This window comes from Bradyrhizobium sp. MOS003 (assembly GCF_003020125.1).
GTDB lineage: Bacteria > Pseudomonadota > Alphaproteobacteria > Rhizobiales > Xanthobacteraceae > Bradyrhizobium.
Genome location: NZ_PYFW01000001.1, coordinates 979,254 through 1,002,792, shown reverse-complemented (window position 1 = coordinate 1,002,792; position 23,539 = coordinate 979,254). Strand labels below are relative to the sequence as shown.

The 23,539-nt window shown below is 64.2% G+C and carries 23 protein-coding genes; 7 read left to right on the top strand and 16 right to left on the bottom strand.

The window, feature by feature from the left end; translation table 11 throughout:
• Window positions 1-60 precede the first annotated feature (60 nt).
• From C7G42_RS04870 to C7G42_RS04860, 3 genes are all read left to right on the top strand, one after another.
• Window positions 61-873 (top strand): MBL fold metallo-hydrolase, encoded by an 813-nt coding sequence (locus C7G42_RS04870; RefSeq protein WP_106947897.1) that lies wholly within the window; start codon window positions 61-63, stop codon window positions 871-873.
• 66 nt (window positions 874-939) lie between these two features.
• On the top strand, window positions 940-1,461 hold the full coding sequence (locus tag C7G42_RS04865) for a hypothetical protein (protein WP_106947896.1): 522 nt from the start codon (window positions 940-942) through the stop codon (window positions 1,459-1,461).
• Entirely contained in the window at window positions 1,344-1,862 is a 519-nt protein-coding gene (locus C7G42_RS04860) for an amidohydrolase family protein (RefSeq protein WP_349627525.1), read from the top strand. The genes C7G42_RS04865 and C7G42_RS04860 overlap by 118 nt, the downstream gene beginning before the upstream one ends.
• A gap of 82 nt (window positions 1,863-1,944) precedes the next feature.
• Here the strand turns inward: C7G42_RS04860 and C7G42_RS04855 are convergent, their stop codons facing one another.
• On the bottom strand, window positions 1,945-2,400 hold the full coding sequence (locus tag C7G42_RS04855) for a cupin domain-containing protein (RefSeq protein ID WP_106947895.1): 456 nt from the start codon (window positions 2,398-2,400) through the stop codon (window positions 1,945-1,947).
• A gap of 236 nt (window positions 2,401-2,636) precedes the next feature.
• On the opposite strand from C7G42_RS04855, the gene C7G42_RS04850 reads away from it, so the two are divergent.
• Window positions 2,637-3,266 (top strand): hypothetical protein, encoded by a 630-nt coding sequence (locus C7G42_RS04850; protein WP_245427535.1) that lies wholly within the window; start codon window positions 2,637-2,639, stop codon window positions 3,264-3,266.
• 114 nt (window positions 3,267-3,380) lie between these two features.
• Here C7G42_RS04850 and C7G42_RS04845 read toward each other — a convergent pair whose 3' ends face one another.
• Together C7G42_RS04845 and pcaB are read right to left on the bottom strand one after the other, a co-directional pair.
• Complete coding sequence (locus tag C7G42_RS04845) at window positions 3,381-4,637, bottom strand: aminopeptidase (RefSeq protein ID WP_106947894.1); 1,257 nt, start codon at window positions 4,635-4,637, stop codon at window positions 3,381-3,383.
• Between the two features lie 113 nt (window positions 4,638-4,750).
• Entirely contained in the window at window positions 4,751-6,112 is a 1,362-nt protein-coding gene (pcaB, locus tag C7G42_RS04840; protein WP_106947893.1) for a 3-carboxy-cis,cis-muconate cycloisomerase, read from the bottom strand.
• Between the two features lie 389 nt (window positions 6,113-6,501).
• Between pcaB and C7G42_RS04835 the strand changes: the two genes are divergently transcribed.
• The gene (locus tag C7G42_RS04835) at window positions 6,502-8,061 is read left to right on the top strand and encodes a winged helix-turn-helix domain-containing protein (RefSeq protein ID WP_106947892.1); all 1,560 of its coding nucleotides are present in this window, start codon (window positions 6,502-6,504) and stop codon (window positions 8,059-8,061) included.
• Between the two features lie 60 nt (window positions 8,062-8,121).
• On the opposite strand, the gene C7G42_RS04830 is transcribed toward C7G42_RS04835, so the two are convergent.
• From C7G42_RS04830 to C7G42_RS04815, 4 genes are all read right to left on the bottom strand, one after another.
• Window positions 8,122-8,823 carry a hypothetical protein gene (locus C7G42_RS04830; protein ID WP_106947891.1) on the bottom strand — a complete coding sequence of 234 codons (702 nt, stop codon included), beginning with the start codon at window positions 8,821-8,823 and terminating at the stop codon, window positions 8,122-8,124.
• A gap of 87 nt (window positions 8,824-8,910) precedes the next feature.
• Complete coding sequence (locus C7G42_RS04825) at window positions 8,911-9,627, bottom strand: hypothetical protein (protein WP_199580652.1); 717 nt, start codon at window positions 9,625-9,627, stop codon at window positions 8,911-8,913.
• A 135-nt stretch (window positions 9,628-9,762) separates the two neighbouring features.
• Window positions 9,763-10,011, bottom strand: coding sequence for a hypothetical protein (locus tag C7G42_RS04820; protein WP_094892973.1), 249 nt, complete (start codon window positions 10,009-10,011; stop codon window positions 9,763-9,765).
• A gap of 140 nt (window positions 10,012-10,151) precedes the next feature.
• Complete coding sequence (locus C7G42_RS04815) at window positions 10,152-11,126, bottom strand: NAD(P)H-dependent flavin oxidoreductase (RefSeq protein ID WP_106948853.1); 975 nt, start codon at window positions 11,124-11,126, stop codon at window positions 10,152-10,154.
• 123 nt (window positions 11,127-11,249) lie between these two features.
• On the opposite strand from C7G42_RS04815, the gene C7G42_RS04810 reads away from it, so the two are divergent.
• Window positions 11,250-12,812: an AMP-binding protein gene (locus C7G42_RS04810; RefSeq protein ID WP_106947890.1), complete on the top strand. Its 1,563-nt coding sequence runs from the start codon at window positions 11,250-11,252 to the stop codon at window positions 12,810-12,812.
• 21 nt (window positions 12,813-12,833) lie between these two features.
• Here C7G42_RS04810 and C7G42_RS04805 read toward each other — a convergent pair whose 3' ends face one another.
• The 9 genes from C7G42_RS04805 to C7G42_RS04765 all read right to left on the bottom strand — a co-directional run bounded on the left by C7G42_RS04805 (window position 12,834) and on the right by C7G42_RS04765 (window position 22,231).
• Entirely contained in the window at window positions 12,834-14,750 is a 1,917-nt protein-coding gene (locus tag C7G42_RS04805) for a hybrid sensor histidine kinase/response regulator (protein WP_245427533.1), read from the bottom strand.
• A 134-nt stretch (window positions 14,751-14,884) separates the two neighbouring features.
• Complete coding sequence (locus C7G42_RS04800) at window positions 14,885-16,384, bottom strand: ATPase domain-containing protein (RefSeq protein WP_106947888.1); 1,500 nt, start codon at window positions 16,382-16,384, stop codon at window positions 14,885-14,887.
• A 163-nt stretch (window positions 16,385-16,547) separates the two neighbouring features.
• Window positions 16,548-17,321: a thioesterase family protein gene (locus tag C7G42_RS04795; RefSeq protein WP_106947887.1), complete on the bottom strand. Its 774-nt coding sequence runs from the start codon at window positions 17,319-17,321 to the stop codon at window positions 16,548-16,550.
• Window positions 17,322-17,467: 146 nt separating this feature from the next.
• Window positions 17,468-18,436: an NAD(P)H-dependent flavin oxidoreductase gene (locus tag C7G42_RS04790; protein ID WP_106947886.1), complete on the bottom strand. Its 969-nt coding sequence runs from the start codon at window positions 18,434-18,436 to the stop codon at window positions 17,468-17,470.
• A gap of 253 nt (window positions 18,437-18,689) precedes the next feature.
• Entirely contained in the window at window positions 18,690-20,090 is a 1,401-nt protein-coding gene (locus tag C7G42_RS04785; RefSeq protein ID WP_106947885.1) for an aspartate ammonia-lyase, read from the bottom strand.
• A 36-nt stretch (window positions 20,091-20,126) separates the two neighbouring features.
• Entirely contained in the window at window positions 20,127-20,645 is a 519-nt protein-coding gene (locus C7G42_RS04780; protein ID WP_106947884.1) for a hypothetical protein, read from the bottom strand.
• A 47-nt stretch (window positions 20,646-20,692) separates the two neighbouring features.
• Window positions 20,693-21,295: a YqaA family protein gene (locus C7G42_RS04775; protein ID WP_162307746.1), complete on the bottom strand. Its 603-nt coding sequence runs from the start codon at window positions 21,293-21,295 to the stop codon at window positions 20,693-20,695.
• A gap of 45 nt (window positions 21,296-21,340) precedes the next feature.
• Entirely contained in the window at window positions 21,341-21,745 is a 405-nt protein-coding gene (gene hisE / locus C7G42_RS04770) for a phosphoribosyl-ATP diphosphatase (RefSeq protein ID WP_063200315.1), read from the bottom strand.
• Window positions 21,746-21,862: 117 nt separating this feature from the next.
• The gene (locus tag C7G42_RS04765) at window positions 21,863-22,231 is read right to left on the bottom strand and encodes a hypothetical protein (protein ID WP_106947883.1); all 369 of its coding nucleotides are present in this window, start codon (window positions 22,229-22,231) and stop codon (window positions 21,863-21,865) included.
• A gap of 225 nt (window positions 22,232-22,456) precedes the next feature.
• Here C7G42_RS04765 and C7G42_RS04760 point away from each other — a divergent pair, with 225 nt between their 5' ends.
• On the top strand, window positions 22,457-23,506 hold the full coding sequence (locus tag C7G42_RS04760; protein ID WP_106947882.1) for an ABC transporter substrate-binding protein: 1,050 nt from the start codon (window positions 22,457-22,459) through the stop codon (window positions 23,504-23,506).
• The last annotated feature ends 33 nt before the right edge of the window (window positions 23,507-23,539 follow it).

Below are 23,539 nucleotides of genomic sequence, written 5' to 3'. Positions count from 1 at the left end.
CATTGGCGCGGCGCCGCATTGCACGCTAGACTTCGCTGTGAAGTCATCGGGGATGGATCCATGCGGCGACTGGTTTCGGCGGCTCTGGCGCTGTTCGGCGCATTCCTGACACCTGCCCTCGCCCAGCAGCCACAGCGCAGCGAGTGCCTGGCGATGGCCGACGCGGCCCCGCGTGCCATGCCGGTTGCGTTTCGGCCGGCAGCCGGCACGGCTGAGGTCGAGATCACCTATGCCGGCCACTCCACCTATTTCATCGACACGCCCGGCGGCTTGCGCATCGCGACCGACTACAGTGGCGCCTACCAGGTCGGACGGCTGCCCGACGTCGTCACCATGAACCGTGCCCACAGCACGCATTACTCTCTCTTCCCCGACAAGCGCATTCCTCACGTGCTGCATGGCTGGAGTGAGGACGGTAAGCCGGCGATCGTGTCGGAGCGCGTCAGTGACACTTTCATCCGCAACGTCACCACCGACATCCGGCGCTATTTCGGCGACGACGCCGGCACCGACATGATCCGCGACGGCAATTCGATCTTCATCTTCGAGGTCGCCGGCCTCTGCATCGGCCATCTCGGCCACCTCCATCACAAGCTCGACGACAGCCATTTCGCCCAGATCGGACGGCTCGATATCGTGATGGTACCGATCGACGGCACCTACACCATGTCACTGGACGGTGTCTCCGACATCACCAGGCGGTTGCGCGCCTCCGTGGTGCTGCCGATGCACCGCTTTGCCACCCCGCTCGACGATTTCATGCACCGCATCGGCCAGCAGTTCGAGATCGACCGGCGCTCCGGGCGATCGTTCCGGATGTCGCGGGATGCGCTGCCGCCGAAGCCGACGGTGATCATCCTCGACGGGGTCTGAGGCGCAATTTTCTCCAAGCCGGCCGCCGCCCTTCGGTGCTGATCTCCTCGCGACAGGGAGATCGCCATGACCGACTTTGCGAGATTGTTGCACGCCGAAGGACCTAATCCCGAGCACGCCGCAGCGCTGCGGCTCTACGGCCGCTTCGTCGGCGACTGGGATGCCGAGATCACCGCCCACGGCCCCGATGGGACGAAATACACGGCGCCCGGCGAAATCCATTTCGGCTGGGTGCTGCAGGGCCGCGCCGTGCAGGACATCTGGATCATTCCGCGGCCCGCAGGCGCGCCGGCCTTTCCAATCGCCGGCAATTGGTACGGCACGACATTGCGGGTCTACGATCCCAGCATGTCCGCGTGGCGGATCTGCTGGTTCGATCCCGCGCGCTGCGTCTTCCGCCAGCAGATCGGCCGTCCGCAAGGACAGGACATCGTGCAGGAGGGAACGACCGAGTCAGGCGAGCTGACGCGCTGGAGCTTTACGGAGATCACAGGCGATTCCTTCCACTGGCTCGGCGAGGCCAAGCCATCCGCCGCGGCCGACTGGCGGCTGATGGTCGACGTGAGGGCGAGTCGGCGGAAGGGCTGACCAAGGTACCGCTGTGCTCGCAAAGACGGGTGCGGTTGCGCAACGCGCGCAGCTGGTGGCGCGCCTCGATCAGTGACGTTGCCAAATGCGAGAACGTGGTGGTGAAGCTCGGCGGCCTCGCCATGTGCCTGCTCGGCTACGACTTCCATTTGCGCGAGAGACCGCCGACATCCGAGGAGCTCGCCGCGGCGTGGCGGCCTTATGTCGAGACCTGCATCGAGGCGTTCGGCCCGAAACGTGCGATGTTCGAAAGCAACTTTCCGCCGGACAAGGGCCAGTGCAGCTACCAGGTGATCTTCAACGCTTTCAAGCGGATCGCCTCGCCATTAAGCGAGGCCGAAAAGACGGCCCTGTTCTCGCAGACGGCAACTGACGTCTACCGGCTCCAGCTGCCGTCCTGACGAGAAGAGGGGCCGGGATGTTGATCCCGACCCCTCTTCGTCGTGGCCGCTGGGAAGCGTCCTTGAAACGTTATTGTGTGCTCTAGCCGGCACCCAACAGGGAGGCCGGACGGCGCTCGCCGGTAAAGGCGAAGATCTTCTTCAGCTTGTTGACGACGCGGATCAGGAAGCCGATCATCACCGGATTGGTCTTGCGGCAGAAGGCGATCTTCTTGACGTGGCCTTCGACGTGCCATTTGGCATGCGCACCGTCGCGGAATAAGATCACGTCGCCGGGGCCGTAGCGCTTGGGCGGCATGCCGTCGCTTTCGAGCACGATCGATCCTTCCATGATCATGATCGTCTCGTCGATATCGTAGTACCAGTTGAAGCGGCCTTCGGTGCACTGCCAGATGATGGTCGAGGCGGTGCCGTCGGCACTGGTTGACAGGATGTGCGAGCGCGACACGGGATTGCCCTCGATGATCCAGGTCGGCTCGATCGGCCGCAGCTCGAGCTCGACATTGCAACTACCGATTTCAATTAATGAACGCGACATCTTCTGCCCCAGGGGATATAATAAATTATTGCCGGTCTCGGCCCGGATCGTTTCGAATGATGTCGGGAACGCTAGTCACCGGTTTTTAATTCTTTCTTACGCAGGCCTCGAAAATCAGCCGGAAGCTGCAGGTGCGAAACGGTTAACGTCGCGATTCTCCTGCAAATTCGCACACATGAACCGATCCTTTCCGGGGTGCGACAAAGTGCGCGGAAGCTTGAAACGGAGCCATCCCGATGCCCCTCTCGCCCGAGGTCGTGACCGCCAATCGTGAGGCCGTCGCCCGGCTGGTCAGCCTCGACGTCTCCTTCGCGCCGGACGAGGAGCCCTGGTTCACCATCGACGGCATCGAGGCCCCGCGGCAGATCGGCAGTGACGGCGCCGGGGGCGCGTTCGTGCTGCTGCCGCCGCAGAATGTGCTCTACGTCTCATCGGAAGGCCGGGCGGGAATTATCGCCGATACGTTCGAGGCGTTCGTCCAGCTCGTCGTCGCCCGCCCCTACTGGCTCGACATCCTCAGATTTTCCGGCGGCGGCGACCTCGCGGAGATGCGGCGTGCGGCGGAGGCGCTGGAGGCGACGCTCGACGACGAGGACGAGATCAACGAGGCGCGTAAGGAAATCCGCAAGAGCCTCGACCTGGACGAGCCGGACGATCCCATCGGCGCGCTCTACGCGGCGATTGCGGGCCACCGATGGAAGCCCGTTTACGACGCTGTTCAACCGTTTCAGCATCGACAACAATCCAATGCTGCGCAACGCGGCGGCATGAACGTTCCGGCAGAGGTCGAGCGAACGCCTCGTCCCTCGAGACGACCGCTTCGCGGTCTCCTCAGGATGAGACTCATGCACATCGATGCCCGCTGAGCGATTGCCGCGCACTCCGTCCTCATCCTGAGGAGCCCGCCAGCGGCGGGCGTCTCGACGGATGGCCGCAGGGACGCGTATGCTATAGCGCTTTCCGATCGGAGTGGAGAAGCCTTACTTCGCCCACTCGCCCTTGCGGAATACCGGTACCTTGCTGCCATCGGGCAAGATGCCGTCGATATCGGTCTCGGCCGTGCCGATCATCCAGTCGATATGGATCAGGCTCTGGTTGCCACCTTGCGCGGCGATCTGCTGCGGGGTGAGCTGCGCGCCGTTCACGAAGCACTTCGAATAGCACTGGCCGAGCGCGATGTGGGACGCTGCGTTCTCGTCGAACAGCGTGTTGTAGAACAACAGTCCGCTCTGCGAGATCGGCGAGGAATGCGGAACCAGCGCCACTTCGCCGAGGCGCCGGGCGCCTTCGTCGGTATCGAGCACCTTGTTCAGCACCTCCGCGCCGCACGAAGCCTTTGCGTCGACGATCTTGCCGTCTTCGAAGCGCACCGCGATGTTGTCGATCAGCGTACCCTGATAGGACAGCGGCTTCGAGCTCACGACATGGCCGTAGACGCGGCGGCAATGGGGCGTGGTGAAGACCTCTTCGGTCGGGATGTTGGCGTTACAGCTGATGCCGTTCTTGGAGAGCGAGGCGCCGCCCTCCCATTCGTGGCCGTCGGCAAGCCCGATGGTGAGATCGGTCCCCGGTCCGGAGTACTGCAGCGCGCGGAAGCGCTGGCCGTTGAGCCAGTTGGTGCGCTCGCGCAGCACCGCATTGTGGCTTGCCCAATTGGCCGTAGCGTCCTCGCGATCAACGCGGGACGCGGCAAAGATCGCGTCCGCGAGCTTGCCGACCGCGATCTCCTCGGGATCGTTCGGGAAGACCTGCTTCGCCCAGGACGCGCTCGGATAGGCAATGATGTTCCAGTTTGTGTCGAAATTGACAATCTTTTCCAACGCCGGCTGATAGGCGATGGAATTGGCCTTGCTGGCGCGCGCGACCTTGGAAGCATCTTCACCCGACAACAGCATCGGATTGTCGCCGACGATCGCAAGGCGCGCGGTATTGTTCGCGAACGCTTTCGCCATGCCCTCGTAGAGCCAGTTGGCGGCCCTATCAAAGCTGTTGTCGTGGCCGTGGCGGTAGCGCGCCAGTGTCATCTCTTCATCCGACAGGATCGGTGTCACGATGCCGGCGCCGGCCTTGTAGGCATGCACGGCGATCCGCCGCACCAGCGGCAGCGCGATCGCGGGCGCCGTCAGGAGAAGATCCTGTCCCGGCCGCAAGCCCAGGCCCACCTTCACCGCCACCTCGGCCAGCCGGTCGAGCTTCACGGGATCGATGGGAGCGGTGGAATTGCGCTGATCAGTCATGCGGGGCCCTCTGCCGAAAGTCTCTCGTTCAATCTAAGCCTAGCATCGCGGGACGCAAGTGCGCGAGCATCTTGCGACATGAGGGAGCTACGCGGTTTCACGCATTTTGGTTTTCAACGCGTTGCAGATTTCAGCACCCGGTCAACCATGGCGGGCGCGAGCCCCAGGTAATTTTTCGGTGAGGTGAGCGCCTCGATTGTGGCACGATCGATGCGGCTCGCGATCCGGGTGTCCGCGGACAGCGCATCGGCGAGGCTCATGCCCTTTTCGTTGGCCTGACGGCAGGCGTCATAGACCACGTCATGGGCCTCCTGCCGGCCGAGCTGCGGTGCGAGCCCCATCATGACCGCTTCGGCCACGATCAGGCCGCGGCTGACGGCGAGATTTTCGTTCATCTTCGCCTCGTCCACGATCAGGCCAGCAAGTGCGAACTTCGCCTGGTGCAGCGCGCCGGCGGTCAGCACGAAGCTCTCGGGGATTGCCATCCATTCGGCGTGCCAGGGGCCCGTGGCGCGCTCGAAATCCTGCACCATGGCGTCGAGCATCAGGCCGGCGTGCTGGCGAACCGCCTTGGACGCCGCCAGCATCAACTCCGACGAGATCGGGTTGCGCTTCTGCGGCATGGTCGACGAGGCGCCGCGTCCCTTGACGAAGGGCTCGTAGACCTCGGCGAACTCGGTCGAGGCCATGATCATGATGTCGAGCGCGATCTTGCCGAGCGACCCCGTGACGAGTGCGAGAAAATTCACGCCTTCCGCAAATCCGTCGCGCGCAACGTGCCAGGTAGAGGCGGGAACGCCGAGCTCCAGCTCCGCGCAGAACGCCTCCTGCACCTCAAAGCCCTTGTCACCGAGTGAAGCCAAGGTGCCGGCAGCGCCGGCGAACTGGCCGACCAGCACGCGCGGCTTCACTTGTGCCAGGCGCTGGGCGTGACGATCGAACATGGCGAGCCAGATCGCGGTCTTGTAGCCGAAGGTCACCGGCAGTGCCTGCTGCAGGTGGGTGCGGCCCGCCATCGGCGTGTCGCGATATCGCTTCGAGAGATCGGCGAGGATAGTGCGCAGCTCGGCGATGTCGCGCGCGACGATCTCCAGCGCGGCGCGGAGCTGCAGCACCACGGCGGTGTCCATGATGTCCTGCGTGGTCGCGCCCCAATGCACGTAGCGGCCGGCCTCACCGCATTGCTTCGCCATCTGATGCACCAGAGGAAGGATCGGATAGCCGACGATGTCGGTCTCCTGCCGCAACAGCTCGAAATCGAACGCGGCAACGTCGGTCCGCGCCGCAATCGCGTCGGCAGCTTCCTGCGGAATCACACCACATCGGGCTTCCGCCTTCGCCAGCGCCACCTCGACCTCGGCGTAGCGCGCGACCGTCGCGAGGTCGGAAAACACGTCACGCATCTCAGGCGTGCCGAAGGCGTCGCGGAATAGCATGGAGTCGAGCACGGTGGTGGAGGGGGACAAGGCGGGCATGGGCGTTTCTTTGTGGTTGGCGTTTTATGTGAGCCGTACCTTACGCAGGTCATGGTGTTCGGCAATGGACAAAGCCGCCACGCTCCCAATCCGATGGCCCGCGTGGCGCGAGGCCGGAGACGACGAGAGAGCGTCGCGCAGCGATATATGCAGGACGACCCGCCCGGGACGTCGCTCGCCGGTTGGGATCCCGGCGCCCCAAACTTTCTGCGATCCCGGCCACAACTGCGACATTCTAGCCGCGGTTGTATTCCATCCGAAACTGCATGACTGCCGTCACGCGATCGCGATGAACCGAGCGCCCGCTTCGGCCGACTCACGGTTTTCGACCAAAATTTCTTTTTGTCATTTCGCCTGACCGATCTCGTCATGAGGCCTGAGTTTTCGACGTGCAGTTTCTGTTCCGTGACCACCTTCTCGATACCGACCGGCGCGAGCTGAGCCGCGAGCAGGTTCCAATTGCCGTGGAGCCGCAGGTCTTCGATCTCGTCGTTCACCTCATGCAGAACCGCGACCGGGTGGTCAGCAAGGACGAACTGATCGACAAGATCTGGCACGGGCGCAGCGTCTCCGAATCCACCCTGACCAGCCGGATCAACGCGGCGCGGAAGGCCGTCGGCGACAATGGCGCGAGCCAGGCGCTGATCCGCACCATAGCCCGCAAGGGGTTTCGCTTCGTCGGCGATGTCGAGGCCAAGGATGGCGCGATCGCGCCAGAACCTGGCCACGCCGCCTCGGCGCCCCGCCCGGCGCTCGCGCTTCCGGAGCGGCCCGCGATCGCGGTGCTGCCCTTCACCAATATGAGCGGCGAAGCCGGGCAGGACTATTTCTCCGACGGCATCAGCGAGGACATCATCACCGCGCTGTCGAAGCTGCGCTGGTTCTTCGTCATCGCCCGCAACTCCTCCTTCGTCTACAAGGGCCGCGCCGTACACATCCGCGAGGTCGCGCAGGAGCTCGGGGTGCGCTACGTGGTCGAAGGCAGCGTGCGGCGGAGCGGCGAGCGAGTGCGCATCTCGGCCCAGCTCAACGACGTCTCGACCGGCAGTCATCTCTGGGCCGAGCGCTACGACCGCGAGCTCGCCGACATCTTCGCCGTGCAGGACGAGATCACCGAGGCAATCGTCGCCGCGATCGAGCCGCAACTCTATGCCGCCGAAAGTTTTCGCGCGCAGCAGAAGCCGCCAGGGAGTCTCGACGCCTGGGACCTCGTGATGCGCGCCTTGTCGCATCACTGGCGCAGCACGCGCGAGGACAATGCCGCCGCGCAAGGTCTGCTCGAAAAAGCCGTCGCGATCGATCCCGCCTATGGCAAGGCGCTGGGCCTGCTGGCGACCAGCCATATCTTCGGCGCGCATATGGGCTGGGCTGACATGGCCGCGACCGTGCCGATCGCCGAACGCGCGGCACTCGCGGCGGTGGAGGCCGATCGCGAGGATGCCTGGGCCCATCACGGCCTCGCCTACACCTATCTGTTCCGCCGCCGCTTCGACGACGCGCTGGCGGAGTTCGAGCTGGCGCTGCAGCTCAATCCGAACTTCGCCATGGCTCATGCCTTTTACGGCGTCACGCTGTGTTACGCCGGACGATGGCAGGACGGCGACGCCGCCGCACGCCGCGCGCTGCGGCTGAGCCCGCGCGATCCCCTCGCGGCGATCTATTGCGGGGTTGCGGCCTATGCCAAGTTCATCGGCCGTGACTACGACGGAGCCGTGCAGATGGCACGGGAGTCGATGCGGCAGCGTGGCGATTTCGTTGGCGCGCACCGCGTGCTGACGGCCGCCGCCGGCATGTCAGGAGATCAGGCGCTCGCAGCGAGCGCCCTGGAGGGCCTGCGCCGCGCCCAGCCCGAGGTCTCGCTCGCCTGGATCACGCGCGAGCTGCCGATGCTGCGGGACGATGATCGTGCGCATTATCTGGAAGGATTGCGCCGCGCGGGATTGACGTGACCGCGGCGCGCCAAGGGTGGCGCGCCTTTTTCCATTGCAACGGCGATCACGGGCTAAACGCTAATCGTCGTCGGATCCGAACAGCCTGATCTGAGGCAAGCCGCCCCGTGGCCGGCCGGCATAATCACGCGAATCGGAATCTGCACGGATGTTGCGCGCGACGTCGTCCCAATCGGTGCGGTCGCGCTGGCCACGTTGCTCGCGGGTGTCATAGTGGCGGCGCTCGGCCCAGCGCTCACGACGCTCCATCCGGCGCCGCTCTGACGCTGCGCGCTTCACGTCGGAATCTCGCGCCTTGGCATAGGCATTCTCGGGCGAAGCGGCCGGTTCGGTCGAGGCCTGCTGCTCGGCAGATTTTGCGACATACGAAGACGATGCAATTGCCGGCTTCGACGGTTCCTTCAATTGTTCCTTGGGCGGCTCAACCGCGGCCGCTTGTGAGGGCGGCGGTGCCGGCGGTCCGGCCTTCGCCTGAGCGGGCTGCGTGTCGGCGTCCGGCTTCGCTTCGGCCTGCGCCGGCGCAGCAATCATTGCGCCGAAGGCTTGCGACCCCGTGAGATAATTGACGCGTTCCGACGGAACGCTCGCCTGTGTCACAGCGCCACCGGATTCGGCGCGCTGCGCCATCTTGCTGGTGTCCGGGCCCTGTTTGGACGCGACCGGGTTCATGATGTTGCCGGCAACGATGCCACCGCCGAGACCGATGGCAATGGCCGCGACGATGGTTCCAGCACCGACGAAATAGGCTGTCGAGGCGCGCATTAATCCACTCCCTCTTTGGAGCGAGCAACGCGCGTCGATTGCCAGATGTTCCTGATGCAGGCGCGGTTCCTGGAGGAAACCCGCGCGTCAGATCTGCTGCGCGACCTTTTCGAGCCCGATCAGGCGGGCGAGCTTGCGCACTTCTTCCTTTTGATCGTCACGCAGCTGGAACAGCAGCGGCATGGCGGCCGACTTCAATTGCTGGACCTCGTCGCAGTTCGGATCGATCTGCGCGCTGGGCGGCGCGTTCGGATTGGAGAGCTTGTTGGCCGAGATCTTGCGGACGACGTTGCGCAGCGCGGTCTCGACCGAGGGCCAGTAATATTCCTGCGACGAGGACAGCTTCAGGCGATCCCTGATGCCGGAGATCTGCGCGTCGGACAGCAGGGTGTAATACTTCTGCGGCTGCGGCTTGGCGACAACCTTCGGCTTGGCCGGAACTTCGACGGCGGGGACCTCCGCCGCGGCGGGCGCTTCGGTTAGGCTCGACGCCTTGGGCATCGGGAAGTCGGATGGCGTAGCGGCGGCAAAGGCCTGACGCAGCGGCTCGGCCAGCAGCGGCGCTTGCGAAAGCCTGTCGGCCGGCACCTGAACCGGCTCGATCGCGGCCGAAGCCAAGGCCAGGGTCGGAACCAGACGGTCGGCCTTGGCGGTGCGATTGGTCGAAAGGGGCTTTGCAAGAGGCGCCTGCGAGATCATCTCTACGCTGACGCTGGGCACGCTGTCGCGGCCAAGGATGGCAGTGGTGGCAGCGCCGAGGACGAGGAAGCAGGTCAGCACAACGATAGTGATGGCTTTGGACAAACGTCTCTCCGGGAACCGCCGCTTCACGAGTTTGTTAACGTTGCCAGTGAAAAAGGAGCGAATTAAGGCTTGAGTGTGCCTTGGTTGCGACAATCGGTATGCCTGCAACGACAACCGGCGTAAAAGCCAATGAAATCAGGCAGCTGCCGCCAGATCGTAGGCATCCTGGATGTCCGCGACGATCTCCGAGGCTTCCCAGACCCCGCGCGGCTCGACCGATTGCAGCGTCACCGTCCAATTGCCGCCCCGGCGGGTTCGGGGGACGCTGACGATGTCGAAACGGACGCTGCGGCACAGCGGGTGACGCGCCAGGGCATGAGCGACGCGGACGCGGATTTCGTCCAGCGAAGCCGCTGTCTTGCTGTTGAGAAAATCGAAGTCCATCGCCTGTCCCTCTCGACCCTGATCGGTGGCCGTGGAGGGATTCTTGGCCGGCGTTGGTTAATCTGCCGTTAAATAGGCCGTCCCCAGTGAGCGCTCGATTAACTGTGATCGAGACGAGCGTGCCGGTTCTTTCCGCAATTCTACGGGGAAAGGCGCACTCTCGCTTCGCGATATTCGGCCGCCGTCCGCGCGACGAGATCGTCGACAGCGAGCACGTCGGTAACCCCAGAGGTGGAATGCCCGCCGCTCCAGATGTCGCGCCAGCGCTTTGGCCGGCTCTCGCGCGCGGCAACGTCAATGTCCTCGGAGATGTCGATCGCGCCGCGTGCCGGGAGATCGTCGGGATCGAGGCCGGCGGCCACGATTGACGGCCTCAGCATGCTGGTCTGCAAACCCGTGAACGCAGTGGTGAGCAAAATGTCGTCCGCGCTGCTCTCGACCAGCATCCGCTTGTGACGTTCGTCCGCCATACTCTCGCGCGTCGCGATGAATTTCGTGCCCATATAGGCGAGATCGCAGCCGAGCACTTCGGCCGCGTGCAGCGCGTGTCCGTCACTTATGCCGCCGGCGAGCACGATGATGCCGTCGTAGAATGCGCGCACCGCGCGAACAAAGGCAAACGGATTGAGCCAGCCGGTCTGGCCGCCCGCTCCCGCCGTGAGCAGCACGAGCCCGTCGGCGCCTGCTTCCGCCGCACGTTCGGCGTGGCGGATCGAGGCGACGTCCGCCAGCACCAGCGCGCCGGCGTCATGCAGTGGCTTCAATACCGACGCGGGCGAGCCGACCGAGGTGATGACGATCTCTGGCCTGTGCCGCAGCAGCACGGCGAGATCCTGCGCGAGCCTCGCGTTGGAGCGATGCACGATCAGGTTCGGACAGAGCGGTGCCGCCTTGCGGCCGGTCTGGTCTTCGTGCTGGCGCAGCCGCGCCGCGATCACGGCGAGCCATTCATCGAGTTGCTCCGTGCTGCGGCAATTGACGGTGGGGAAGCTGCCGATCACGCCGTTGCGGCAGGCCGCGACCATGAGTTCGACGCCCGACACCAGGAACATCGGAGCCACGATCAGCGGCAGAGCCAGACGATCGCCGAAGCGTTGCAGTCGATCGGATGTCACACAAATCTCCTCGTCACGCATGCATCGCCGCGCGGGCTTTATCGTTTCCTCCCGCAGTCTCTGTGCTAGCGTCACGGCAACATTGGCACGCCAGAAGCCGGTGACAAAGCAACGAGGAAACATATGTCCGATCCGCTTCACGCATCGTCGCCGACTTGTGCGCAGACGCTACGGGCGCTGTCGCGCTATCCCGGCCGTACCGCGTTCGCCTGGCCCGGGGGATCGCTGAGCTATCAGGGCACGATCGACCTGATCGGACGCATCCAAGGTATGTTCATGCGGCTTGGCCTGCAGCCCGGTGCGCGCGTCGCCTTCCTCACCGCGAACCGCGCCGACACCTGGTGCGCCGGCGTCGCCGCGCAATTGGGCCGGCTCTGCATCACCTGGCTGCATCCGCTGGGGTCGCTGGAAGACCAGCTGTTCCAGCTCGAGGATTCCGAGGCCGAGATGCTGGTGGTCGATGCGGCCGCCTTCCGCGACCGCGGAGGCGAGCTTTCTGCGCGTGCGAGCCGGCTGAAGGCGGTGTTCACCATGGGACCGGCCGGCTACGGCGTCGATCTGCTGGCGGCCATCGAGAGCGCGGGACACGCCAGCGCAACTTGCCTTGCCAACCTCGACGATCTCTCCACGCTGAACTACACCGGCGGCACCACCGGCAAATCCAAGGGCGCGCTGCGCTATCACCGCGAGAATGCCGGAGCAGCCGCCGCGATCCTCGCCGATTTCGAGATCCCCGAGGCCGCACGCTACCTCACGGTCGCCCCGATCAGCCATGTCGCCGGCACGAAAGTGCTGCCGACCCTGATGCGCGGCGGCACCGTGCACATGCTGAAGGGATTCGATCCCGAGGCAGTGCTGGCCACGATCGCGCGCGAGCGCATCAACTTCACGCTGTTCGTCCCGACCATGATCTACGTGCTGCTCGACCATCCCGCGCTGGACAAGACCGACCTGTCCTCGCTCGAGCTGGTGCTCTACGGGGCGTCGGCGATGTCGTCGAGCCGTCTGGTCGAGGGCATCGAGCGCATCGGACCGGTGTTCTCGCAGCTCTACGGCCAGACCGAATGCTACCCGGTCTCGGTGCTGCGCAAGGCGGATCACGATCTTAAGGCTCCGGAGCTATTTTTGTCCTGCGGCTTCCCGATCGCAGCCTGCGAGGTCAAAATCCTCGGCGACGACGACCAGGAGGTGAAGACGGGGGAGGCGGGCGAGATCTGCGTGCGCGCCCCGCATGTGATGGCGGAGTACTGGAAGCGGCCCGACATCACCGCCGAGACGTTGAAGAACGGCTGGGTCCATACCGGCGACATCGCGCGCAAGGACGAGCGCGGCTACATGTTCATCCTCGACCGCAAGAAGGACATGATCGTATCAGGCGGCTTCAACATCTTCCCGCGCGAGGTCGAGGACGTGCTGTCGCAGCACGCCGATGTCGCGATGGTCGCGGTCGTCGGCATCCCCGACGAGAAATGGGGCGAAGCCGTCACCGCCATCGTCGTGCCGCGCGAGGGCGCAAGGCCCGATCCGGACGAGCTGATCAACCTCGTGAAGACCCGAAAGGGCTCGGCGCATGCGCCGAAGCAGATCCAGTTCGTCAAGCAATTGCCGATGACCGGCGTCGGCAAGGTCGACAAGAAAGTGCTGCGCGCGGGCTTCTGGAGCGGGCGGGACCGGATGGTGGGTTAGGTGTCGAAGAGCCGCCCGGCTTCAGCGGAGCATCTGATCAAGGCGATCGCGGAGCTGATCCTGATGGTAAGGCTTGGCCAGCCTCGGCAGATCCAGCTGGGTTCCCTCGGGCAGTTCGGCGTATCCAGTGGCAAGCAGAATCGGCAGTGACGGTCGCAGCTGACGCGAGGCAGCCGCCAGTTCGAGCCCGGTCATGCCGGGCATGACGTGATCGGTCACCATGAGATCGATTTGCTGCCCGCTGCGTATGATATCGAGGGCGTGCAGGCCGGAGCTGACGCCGATGACGCGGTGCCCGAGATCTTCGAGCATCTCGGTGGTCGACATGGCAATCAGCGGATCGTCGTCGACAAAAAGGATGACGGCAGATCGGCCGGCCTGTCGCCGCACCGGGATAGGCGCCTCCGCTTTCGGAAGCTGGGTGGCGATCGGAAGAATCAGTGTCGCCGTGGTGCCAACTCCGACCTCGCTGGAGAGCTGAAGGGCGCCGCCGAGTTGCACGGCAAGACCGTGCACCATCGAGAGGCCAAGTCCGGTTCCTTTTCCAACCGGCTTCGAGGAAAAGAACGGCTCCACGGCCCGCTTCAACGTCTCGGCGGACATGCCTTCGCCAGTGTCGATCACGGACAGCGCGAGATACTGGCCTGGCGGCAGCCGCGCCTCTTCGTTCGCCTGATCTTCGCGTATGCGGATTTCGATCGAGCCCCCATCGGGCATCGCATCGCGCGCGTTGATGGCGAGGTTCAAGATCGCGAGTTCAAGCTGGTTGGAATCGACTCGTGCCGGGGGCACGCGATCCGGAACGTCCAGGCGCAGCTCGACCCGGGGACCGAGCGAGCGCTCGAGCAGGTCGCTCATCCCCCGGATCAACGTGCCGAGGTCGACCGCTTCCGCCCGCAGATCCTGCTGGCGGGCGAACGCGAGCAGACGTTGCGTCAACGAGGCACCCCGCTCCGCGCCCTGCAACGCGCCGTCGATCAGCCGGCGCAGGCGCGGGTCGTCCGGGATGCGCTTGCGTAGCAGATCGAGATTGCCCATCACGGCCATCAACAGATTGTTGAAGTCGTGCGCGACCCCGCCGGTCAACTGGCCGATGGTCTCCATTTTCTGCGCCTGCCGCAATTGATCCTGCGCTTTTTCGCGCGCAGCGACCTCGGTCATCAGATCCGCGGTGCGCTGCTCGACGCGCTGCTCGAGTGTGGCCGTGAGTTCGGCGAGCGCGGTCCGTTCTGCAGCAAGCTGGGCCAGAAGATTTTCACGCTCGATCTCGGCGACCTTGCGCGCGGTGATGTCGGAGCACACCCCGACGAGCGATCGCACACTTCCGTCGGGCCGAAGCACCGCTCGCGCCCTTATATCCACCCAATGCTGGGAGCCGTCCGGCCAGACGTTTCGATATTCGATGCTGTAGTCGCCGCCGCTGGCGACGGCGCGGTCGAACACGGTTTGCTGGCGGGCGCGGTCGTCCGGGTGCACGGATTCGAGCAGGTCCTGAAAGGAAAATTCCTGCTCTGGCCGTCGCCCGAAGAACAGCTTGCAGGTATTGGAGGCCTCGAGCTTCAGGGACGGCAGATGCAGTTCGAGTGCACCGAGCCGACCGGCGCTCAATGCCGTTTGCAGCAGGCCTTCGCTCTCGGTGAGGGTCTCAAGAATCGCGCGAGACTGGTACTGGCGGCGCCGCCCCCGGATCGCCGATCCTACGACGCTGACGAGCGTGGTCGGATGGAACGGCCGTTCGATGAATGTCACATTGCCGAGTGCCTGACCAAGCCGCATTGCATCCGGATTGCGTTCCGGACCGCCGCCCTGACGGGTGAGCAAAACGATCGGAAAGTCCGACCATGAGGGCTGTTCGTTCAGCCACCTGACGAGACTGCGCAAATCTGCGGTCTTCACGGCTTCGTTGGCGATGATGGCAAGCCCCGCACCGGCCGCCATCTCGCGAACGAGCGCATCGAGATCGGGGCAGACGTCAGCCGCAAAGCCTGCTTCGCGGATCAGGCTCGCAGCGACATTTGCGTCGCGGCCCGTCGGAGCAAGGACAAGGGCGCGTTCGGACGTGTCGCCCGGTTTCACGCACCAGGCTCCTGGAGCAGAGGTCGCGGGTCGCCCATGTAAACGGGCACACCGCGCAGAACGCCCTGAAATTCCTCGAGAGGCTCGCCAATGGCCAGGCCACGACCGCCGATGCGAAACTCGCGAATGGTCGATTCGTGCTGGCCCATTCGTTTCTTGATCACGGATATCGCGCGCCGCACGCTGCCCAGCGCCTCGAAGTAGCGCAGCAGAATGACCGTATCGGCGAGATAGGTGACGTCAACCGGCGCCTTCATGTCACCGACGAGGCCGTGCTGGGCCACAGTCATGAATGTCGCGGCACCGCGACGATTGAGGTACTGCAATAGCTCGTGCATGTGGAGGATGAGCGAATTCTCCTCGGGCATGGCAGCCTGATAGCCATTGAGACTGTCGATCACGACGGCCTTGATGCCCTCCTCGTCCACCCGCTTGCGGACCATATGAGCGAATTCCCCTGGCGAGAGTTCGGCAGCGTCAACTTGTTCGATCGCAAGACTGCCGTGCCGTCGCAGCGCGTCAAGATCGATTCCAATGCCCTTCATGCGGGACAATAGCAGACCGAGCTCCTCGTCGAACACGAACAGCGCCGCCTTCTCACCTCGCGCCACCGCCGCGACGGCGAACACGATTGCGATAAGAGATTTGCCCGTCCCGGACGGTCCGAGAACGAGCGTGCTCGAGCCCGATTCCACGCCACCGCCCAGCAACTGGTCGAAGCCCGCAATGCCGCTGGAAAAAGTGGTGCGCCGCAAATCGGCGCGGTGCTCGGACGCAACCAGCCTCGGAAACACGTTCAGACCGCCCGTGGTGATGGTTGCATCATGATAGCCGCCGCGAAACTTGGTGCCGCGATACTTGATGACGCGGACGCGGCGGCGCTCCGCGCCATAATCCGGCGCGAGCTCCTCAAGGCGCAGAACCGCATGCGCGACGCTGTGGACGGTCTTGTCGGCGACATCGGCCGTGAGATCATCGAGGAGCATCACGGTCGTGTTGAACCTGGAGAAAAAGTGCTTGATGGCCAGGATTTGCCTGCGGTACCGCAACGAACTCTGGGCGAGAAGCCGGATTTCAGAAAGACTGTCGAGCACGACGCGATGCGGCTTGATCCGATCCACCGCCTCGAAGATCTGCTTGGTCGTCTCGCCGAGCTCGAGATCGGAGGAGTAGAGAAGGCTCTGCTGCTGTTCAGAATCAAGCAGGCTCTCGGGGGGCAGCAGTTCGAAGACGGTAATTCCCTCGTCCAGCGTCCAGCCGTGCGAAGCCGCGCCTTCGCGCAACTCGTGCTCCGTCTCGGACAAGGTGATGTACAGGCACCTCTCGCCGGCCTTCGTGCCCTCTCGCAGGAATTGCAGCGCCACCGTCGTCTTGCCTGTACCGGGCGCACCTTCGACGAGGAACACGTGTCCACGCGACAATCCCCCGGACAGGATGTTGTCCAGACCCCAAACGCCAGTTTGGGCCCTTCCGGACAATTCTTTAATTGAAGCCATATTTTCCCTCTACGGATATAAAACCGGGAAGGGAACAATCGGTTCCGCGCTACGGTCTTCACGACCTATTCAGCGTCTAGAGAACGCCATTTCCGAAATATCTTCAACAAGATGGAACGGATCCAGCGCCGCGTCCGGTCTACGGCGGTAGACTTGGAGGGTCCTATCGCTTCTCGATGACGAGGCTCTGCACCGCGCGGCCGAAATAGCCCTGCCGGTCCGCAAGCCGCGACATCGCGAGACCGGCGCCGTCGGGCCCGATCCAGGATTCACCGTCGAGCAAAATCCAATCACCAACCGGCTGGCGCGAAAAGTTTACCGTGAGATCGGCGTTGATGTAGGTCCAGGCCCGGAAGTCGAGCGTCGAGGCGGTGCCGTTGGAGAAATCGGCTGCGACCACGGCACGCATCGCCTGCGAGATCGCTTGGCCCTCGATCAGCGGGTGGTCGACACGAAACCAAATCGCGCCGGCACCGGCCTGGCCGAAGCGGCCGCGCGCGGCGCGCATCGAAACCGATCGTACGAACGGACTGGTAGCGGCGTGACCGTCCTCGGCGAACGAGTCCTCGGGCGACGGCAGCGTCACCGGCAACTCCTTGACGTCATCGGGTAGCGCCTGAGCCTGCGCCCTGATCTTGAGCACGGTGGCACCGACCACCTGCACGCCATCGGCGAGCAGCTTGATTTCACAAAGCTGGATCTTGCGCCCCTCGCGCAGGATCGTGGTCTCGATCGTGAGCGGCGCCACTGGCACAGGGCGCATCAGGTCGATGGTGACCCGCGCGATATTCATCGGCGACGGTGTCGGAATTCGCTCGGCCGCCCAGGTCACCAGCGACGCCGGCGCCGAGCCGTGCTGCATGCGCCGGTCCCAGGGACCTGCAGCATCCGGACTGGTGACGACGCTGTTGCCGTCGACGCGGTAGATCGGGGGCATGCTTTCATCAGTCTCGGTTGACGTTCCCCGGACGCTGCGCAGCGCGTAGCGGTGCGCTGCCGATCCGGGGTCCATGCGTTGCGGCGATAGGTCCCGGCTCGCGCAGCAGCGTCACACGCTGCAGCGCGTCCGGGACACGAGAGCGATTATAGCGGCGGATCGATCGCCTCGTCGTATTCCTTCTTGAAGCGCGCGATCAGCTCGGCGGCAGGCAAGATGGCCTCGACGCTGCCGATGCCCTGGCCCGAGCCCCAGATTTCCTTCCAGGCCTTCGGCTTGGCGCGCTCGCCGGAGGCGTCAGTGCCGAAATTCATCTTGGAGGGATCGGAGGTCGGCAGGTTTTCCGGATCCATGCCGGCGGCGAGGATCGAGGGCTTCAGGTAATTGCCGTGCACGCCGGTGAAGAGGTTGGAGTAGACGATGTCGTCGGCCGTCGATCCCGCGATCATCTCCTTGTACTTCTCCACCGCGTTGGCTTCCTTCGTCGCAATGAAGGCCGAGCCGATATAGGCGAAGTCGGCGCCGAGAATTCGCGCGGCGCGGATCGCCCTGCCGTTGCCGATGGCACCCGACAGCGCGATCGGACCGTCGAACCACTTTCGTGTTTCAGCAACGAAGGCCAGCGGCGAGATGGTGCCGGCGTGACCGCCGGCGCCGGCCGCGACCAGGATCAGGCCGTCGGCGCCCTTCTCGATCGCCTTGTGCGCGAATTTCTGATTGATCACGTCGTGGAAGACGATGCCGCCCCAGCCGTGCGCCGCCTGGTTCAACTCCTCGCGCGCGCCGAGCGAGGAGATGACCATCGGCACCTTGTACTTGGCGCAGAGCTGCATGTCGTGATCGAGCCGGTTGTTCGACTTGTGCACGATCTGGTTGACCGCGAACGGCGCCGAGGGCTTGTCGGGATGGGCACGGTCATAGGCCGCGAGTTCCTCGGTAATCCGCGCCAGCCATTCGTCGAGCAGCTCCGGCGGACGCGCGTTCAGCGACGGAAACGAGCCGACCACACCCGCCTTGCACTGCGCGATCACGAGATCGGGCACCGAGATGATGAAGAGCGGCGAGCCGATCACGGGGATCGACAGGCGTCCTTTGAACAAGGCAGGCATGGACATTGCAGGGACGATCCTCTGTTAGCCGGTCGATGGAAGGTTGACCGCCATACCAACAAGGCAATCTTTCCACTGTCAAGTATTGCGTTTTGTCGCCGGGGCGGATGCGGCGACCGCAATTCCAAGGCGCGGAATACCATCCCCTCCTCCGTCATTGCGAGGGAAGCGAAGCAATCCAGACTATTTCCGCGGGGGAGACGCTGGATTGCTTCGCTACGCTCGCAATGACGAGGTCAGAGTTGCGGGCGACGCTGGCCTACCCCAGCAGATCCGGATTGATCAGCCGCTCGAACGAAAACATCTCGTCCCACTTCTGCTGGGTCAGCAGCTTGCGCTCGACCACCACGATCTGGTGCAGCGACTTGCCGCTCTTGTAGCCCTCGCGCGCAATCTCGGCGCATTGCTTGTAGCCCAGCAGCGGCTTCAGCACCGTGACGATGCCGAGCGAGTTGAGCACCATGTTGCGGGTGTGCTCCTCGTTGGCGGTGATGCCAACGACGCAATTCTCGCGCAGGCTGTTGACCGCGCGCTCCATGGTGCGGATCGAGAAGAACAGCGCGAACGAGATCACCGGCTCCATCACGTTGAGCTGGAGCTGGCCCGCCGAGGCCGCGAGCGTCACCGTGGTGTCGAGCCCGATCACGAGGAAGCTGGTCTGGTTGACGACCTCGGGAATGACGGGATTGACCTTCCCCGGCATGATCGAGGAGCCCGGCTGCAATTGCGGCAGGTTGATCTCGTTGAAGCCGGCGCGCGGGCCGGAGGCGAGCAGGCGGATGTCATTGCAGATCTTGGTCAGCTTGCTCGCGGTGCGCTTGAGCACGCCGGAGAGCTGCACATAGGCGCCGGTGTCCGAGGTCGCCTCGACCAGGTCTCCGGCGAGAATGAAATCGACGCCGGTGAGTGCGCTCAAATGGCGAACGGCGAGCTTGGGATAGCCGTGGGCCGCCGTAACGGAGGTGCCGATCGCGGTGGCGCCGAGATTGATCTCGCGCAGCAGCGCCCGGGCCTCGGAGATGCGATCGACCTCCTCGCCCATGGTTGTACCCCAGCCGCGAAATTCGGCGCCGAGCGACATCGGCACCGCGTCCTGAAGATGCGTGCGGCCCATCTTCAGCACACGGTCGAACTCGCGGCCCTTGGTGAAGAAGGCTTCCTGCAGCTGGCGCAGCGCGGTCATGTAGCTTTCGAGCCGCAGGATCAGCGCGAGGCGAAAGGCGGTCGGATAGGTGTCGTTGGTCGACTGGCCGTAATTGACGTGATCGTTGGGGCTGACGTGCTGGTAGTCGCCCTTTTTGAAGCCGAGCGATTCCAGCGCGAGGTTGGCGATCACCTCGTTGGCGTTCATGTTGGTGGAGGTGCCGGCGCCCCCCTGGATGAAGTCGGTGACGAACTGGTCCATCATGTCGCCGGCGATGACGCGGTCGCAGCCGAGGATGATGGCGTCCGCGACCTTGGCGTCGATTGCGCCGAGATCGCGATTGGCCATGGCGGCGGCCTTCTTGACGTAACCGAGAGCCTTCACGAAGAAAGGCTCCTGGTTCATCGGAATGCCGGTGATGTGGAAGTTCTCCTTACCCCGGATGGTCTGGACGCCGTAAGAGATGTCGTCGGCGATCTCACGCTGTCCGAGGAAGTCCTGCTCCGTACGGCTCATGGGCGCTCCTTGTTGCTGACGCGCTGCGTCATCGCATCAATTCTGGCACAGCGCGCTGGTCACGAAAGTATCGGTGCGGCAGTCATCCGGCTTGCGTTGCCTGCCCGGAATGAGAACCTTGGCCGAGCATTTTTCCGCGGAGTCGGCATTCAGGCTCTTGCCTTCCTTGTAGCCCTTGCTCTGGCAAAGCTGGTCGGCGGCCTGCTTGCAATCGGGCGCGCCGTTGGACGATGCCGGGCAGGCGGCGCGTCCCGACACCATGGTCGAGGGCTTCGCCAGGCGGGACAGGTCGTTCATGGTCTCGCTGGGGCTTTTGATCGGCGGCAGGATCGAGGGCAGCTTGTCGAACAGCTTGCCCATTTCATGGATCAGCCCGGGATTTTCTGCAGGCGGGGGCGTCGAGGGCGGCGGCGCAGCTTGGGGCCCTTGCTCCTGCAAGCCAAGCGACGGCGGCGCCGATTGCGCCCACCCCGTCCCGCAAGCAGCAAGCAGGAGCAGCACTGCGGACATCAGCGTCCCGAGCCGCGCGGCCGGATTGCCGGATCGAACCATCATGGTGGCAACCGTAGCCGAAGCGGCCCCTGCGGCAAAGCACTGTGGATCTAGATTAGCTTGATCGCCACCACGAAGCCGAGCACCAGCACGGCAGCACCGACCGCCACCACGAGACCGAGATGCTTCTCGATCTTCACGCGGATCCAGTCGCCATAGCGGTTGAGCAGAATCGCCACGATGAAAAAGCGCCCCCCACGCGCAACGATCGAGCACAGAACGAACAGGAGGATGTTGTAGCCCGCAAAGCCCGAGGTAATCGTCACGAGCTTGTAGGGGATCGGCGTCAGCCCCTTGAGCAGGATGATCACCGCGCCCCATTCCGCATAGGAGGCGCGAAAGGCCTCGACCTTGCCGCCGAGGCCGTAGACCTGAATCAGCCATTGGCCGACGGAGTCGAACAGCAGCGCACCGATGGCGTAGCCGACGATGCCGCCGAGCACCGAGGTGACGGTACAGACCATCGCATAGAGCCAGGCGCGCTGCGGGCGCGCCAGCGACATCGGGATCAGCATCACATCCGGCGGGACCGGAAAGAAGGAGCTCTCGGCGAAAGACACGGCTCCCATGATCCAGAGCGCGTAGGGCTTATGGGCGGCGTCGATGCACCAATCGTAGATACGTTTCAGCATGGCGCCGCGATGAAGCACCATGGGACGGATTTGTCCATGCCGAGATTGAGGCTAATTATGACGTTTCTAGTGGCGCTTGCGCGCGGTTCGGCCCTCAAGCGCGACAATCGGCCGCCTGGCAGCCACGCGCGGTGACGCGACTTTAGGCAGCTTCATCGACGATTTCGGCAGCTTCTCGGCGATGCCGAGCATGTCTTCCCGCCGCGTCATTTCGCGCCAGACGTCCTCGGGGCGCACGCCCGCAGAGGCCCAGAGCACGGTGAGATTGTACAAGAGGTCGGCGCTTTCCCGGATCACGGCATCGGTGTCGCCATTGACGGCGTCGATCACGACCTCGATGGCCTCTTCGGCGAGCTTCTTTGCCATTTTCGAAGGCCCACGCTGAAACAGCCGGGCCGTCCGCGACGTTGCCGGATCAAGATCTCTGGCCGCGAGCACAGCCAGATATAGCCGCTCAAGCGAATCACTCATGGTACTCGAAACTACTCTAAACAAATGGCGGGCGTGTTAACGTCCGATAATAAAAGCAGAAAACAGGCCGGCGCGGCAAGCGCGACGGCCTGTTCAGGTCAAGCTGGGAAGCGCCGCTCAGTAGCAGGTCGAGATGTTGCCCTGGCCGCCCTGCGCAGACTGATACGGGCCGCCGCAACGGTGGAACGGGCGCGGGCCGATATAGGAGTCGCCGCCGTAATAGACCGGACCCTCGTCGTAATAGACCGGGCCGCCGCCATAGTAAGCCGGGGCATCGTAGGCGTAGGCATCACGGGTGGCGGCGATCGCAAGGCCGGTGCCGATGGCGCCGGCGATGGCCGCGCCGGCAAAAGCCGCGCCACCTCCACCATGCCAGTGGCGACCGCCGGCATAGGAAGCTGTCGGGGCAACCGCGGTCAACGCAAGCACCGCGGCAGTGGCAAGAACGGCCTTGCGGCCGGCAAACGTCGAAAATCTGTCAAACATCTCCTGGACCCTCCTTGGGACCTTGCATAGTGCCTGCAGTCAGGCTCATGTCTGTCAAACACCCGCATGCCATGTTGGGTTCCCCAACCCCAACACAAGCTGAACGGGGTTGCGTATTCGTGACGCAGCCGCCGCTCATCCGCCGTTCATGTTGGCGCGGAGAGACTGGCCGCGCCGGCGCCGCGAGCGTCACGAAACCATAACAATGCGGAACCGGCGCAATCGATGTCAGGATTCAAGACGACAGCCCTCCGTTGCCTGCTGGCTCTCTCGATCTCGCTTGCTACGCTCGTTGCACGCGATGTCGGTGCGGCCGAGACCGCTGCGCCGTCCGTTGCGATCCATTTCACCTTCGACCGTCCGTTCGACGCCAGCGTGGCGCCGTTCTTCCTCGCGGCGAAGGACGGCAGGTTCAGTGCCGAACGTCTCAACGTGTCCTTCAACAGCGCAGCCGGATCGCCGGAGGCGCTCGCGCGCGTCGCCAAGGGCGACAGCGAGCTTGCGCTGGTCGACATCAACGAGTTGATCCGGTTTCGCGACAAGGAGGATTCGGCGCCGGTCAAGGCGGTGTTCGTGCTGTTCAACCGCGCGCCCTACGCGATCGTCGCGCGCAGGAGCCGCGGCATCGAGGGATTGCCCAATCTCGACGGCAAGACCGTCGGCGCTGCCGACGGCGATCTGTCGATGCGACTGTGGCCGGCGCTGGCGCAGCAGAACGGCATCAACGCATCGCGCATCAAATTCCACAAGATCGGCGCTGCGGTCCGCGAGCCGATCCTGTCCGCGGGACAGGTCGATGCGGTCGCGGGCTTCAACTATCTCTCCGCGGTGAACCTGAGGGATCGCGGCGTGCCCGGGGCCGATCTCGTCGTGCTGCGTTTTGCCGACTATGGCTGCGAGGCCTATGGCTTCGCAGTGGTCGCCAATCCCGCCTTCGCCGCCGCAAAGCCTGACGCCGTGAAGGGCTTCGTCCGCGCCTTGATCGCCGGCATCAATGCGGCCGTCAAGGAGCCGGCGCGTGCAGCGGACGAGACCGCGAGCCGCATCGACGGCGGCGACCGCGACCTGGAGCTGCAACGCCTGCGCACCGTCCTCGTCGACAACATCCTGACCGACGAGGTCAAGCGCAACGGTCTTGGCGGTATCGAGCCACTGCGCCTGGAGCGCTCGATCGACCAGATCGCGCAGGACTTCAAATTCCGCAAGCGGCCTACGGCAGGCGACATCTTCGAAGACCGATTCCTGCCGCCGGTCGCGGGGCGGCTGATCAATTGAGCAAAACCCGCAGCTTCCACTGTATCTCGCAGG

Bases quoted from the DNA above. Each gene is read 5' to 3' on its own strand.
- C7G42_RS04780 (WP_106947884.1), bottom strand. From the start codon at position 20,645: ATGATGGTTCGATCCGGCAATCCGGCCGCGCGGCTCGGGACGCTGATG.
- C7G42_RS04865 (WP_106947896.1), top strand. From the start codon at position 940: ATGACCGACTTTGCGAGATTGTTGCACGCCGAAGGACCTAATCCCGAG.
- C7G42_RS04810 (WP_106947890.1), top strand. From the start codon at position 11,250: ATGTCCGATCCGCTTCACGCATCGTCGCCGACTTGTGCGCAGACGCTA.
- hisE (WP_063200315.1), bottom strand. From the start codon at position 21,745: ATGAGTGATTCGCTTGAGCGGCTATATCTGGCTGTGCTCGCGGCCAGA.
- C7G42_RS04790 (WP_106947886.1), bottom strand. From the start codon at position 18,436: ATGTCCATGCCTGCCTTGTTCAAAGGACGCCTGTCGATCCCCGTGATC.
- C7G42_RS04795 (WP_106947887.1), bottom strand. From the start codon at position 17,321: ATGCCCCCGATCTACCGCGTCGACGGCAACAGCGTCGTCACCAGTCCG.
- C7G42_RS04830 (WP_106947891.1), bottom strand. From the start codon at position 8,823: ATGCGCGCCTCGACAGCCTATTTCGTCGGTGCTGGAACCATCGTCGCG.
- C7G42_RS04870 (WP_106947897.1), top strand. From the start codon at position 61: ATGCGGCGACTGGTTTCGGCGGCTCTGGCGCTGTTCGGCGCATTCCTG.
- pcaB (WP_106947893.1), bottom strand. From the start codon at position 6,112: ATGCCCGCCTTGTCCCCCTCCACCACCGTGCTCGACTCCATGCTATTC.
- C7G42_RS04850 (WP_245427535.1), top strand. From the start codon at position 2,637: ATGCCCCTCTCGCCCGAGGTCGTGACCGCCAATCGTGAGGCCGTCGCC.
- C7G42_RS04765 (WP_106947883.1), bottom strand. From the start codon at position 22,231: ATGTTTGACAGATTTTCGACGTTTGCCGGCCGCAAGGCCGTTCTTGCC.
- C7G42_RS04800 (WP_106947888.1), bottom strand. From the start codon at position 16,384: ATGGCTTCAATTAAAGAATTGTCCGGAAGGGCCCAAACTGGCGTTTGG.
- C7G42_RS04760 (WP_106947882.1), top strand. From the start codon at position 22,457: ATGTCAGGATTCAAGACGACAGCCCTCCGTTGCCTGCTGGCTCTCTCG.
- C7G42_RS04855 (WP_106947895.1), bottom strand. From the start codon at position 2,400: ATGTCGCGTTCATTAATTGAAATCGGTAGTTGCAATGTCGAGCTCGAG.
- C7G42_RS04775 (WP_162307746.1), bottom strand. From the start codon at position 21,295: ATGGTGCTTCATCGCGGCGCCATGCTGAAACGTATCTACGATTGGTGC.
- C7G42_RS04845 (WP_106947894.1), bottom strand. From the start codon at position 4,637: ATGACTGATCAGCGCAATTCCACCGCTCCCATCGATCCCGTGAAGCTC.
- C7G42_RS04805 (WP_245427533.1), bottom strand. From the start codon at position 14,750: ATGGCGGCCGGTGCGGGGCTTGCCATCATCGCCAACGAAGCCGTGAAG.
- C7G42_RS04785 (WP_106947885.1), bottom strand. From the start codon at position 20,090: ATGAGCCGTACGGAGCAGGACTTCCTCGGACAGCGTGAGATCGCCGAC.
- C7G42_RS04820 (WP_094892973.1), bottom strand. From the start codon at position 10,011: ATGGACTTCGATTTTCTCAACAGCAAGACAGCGGCTTCGCTGGACGAA.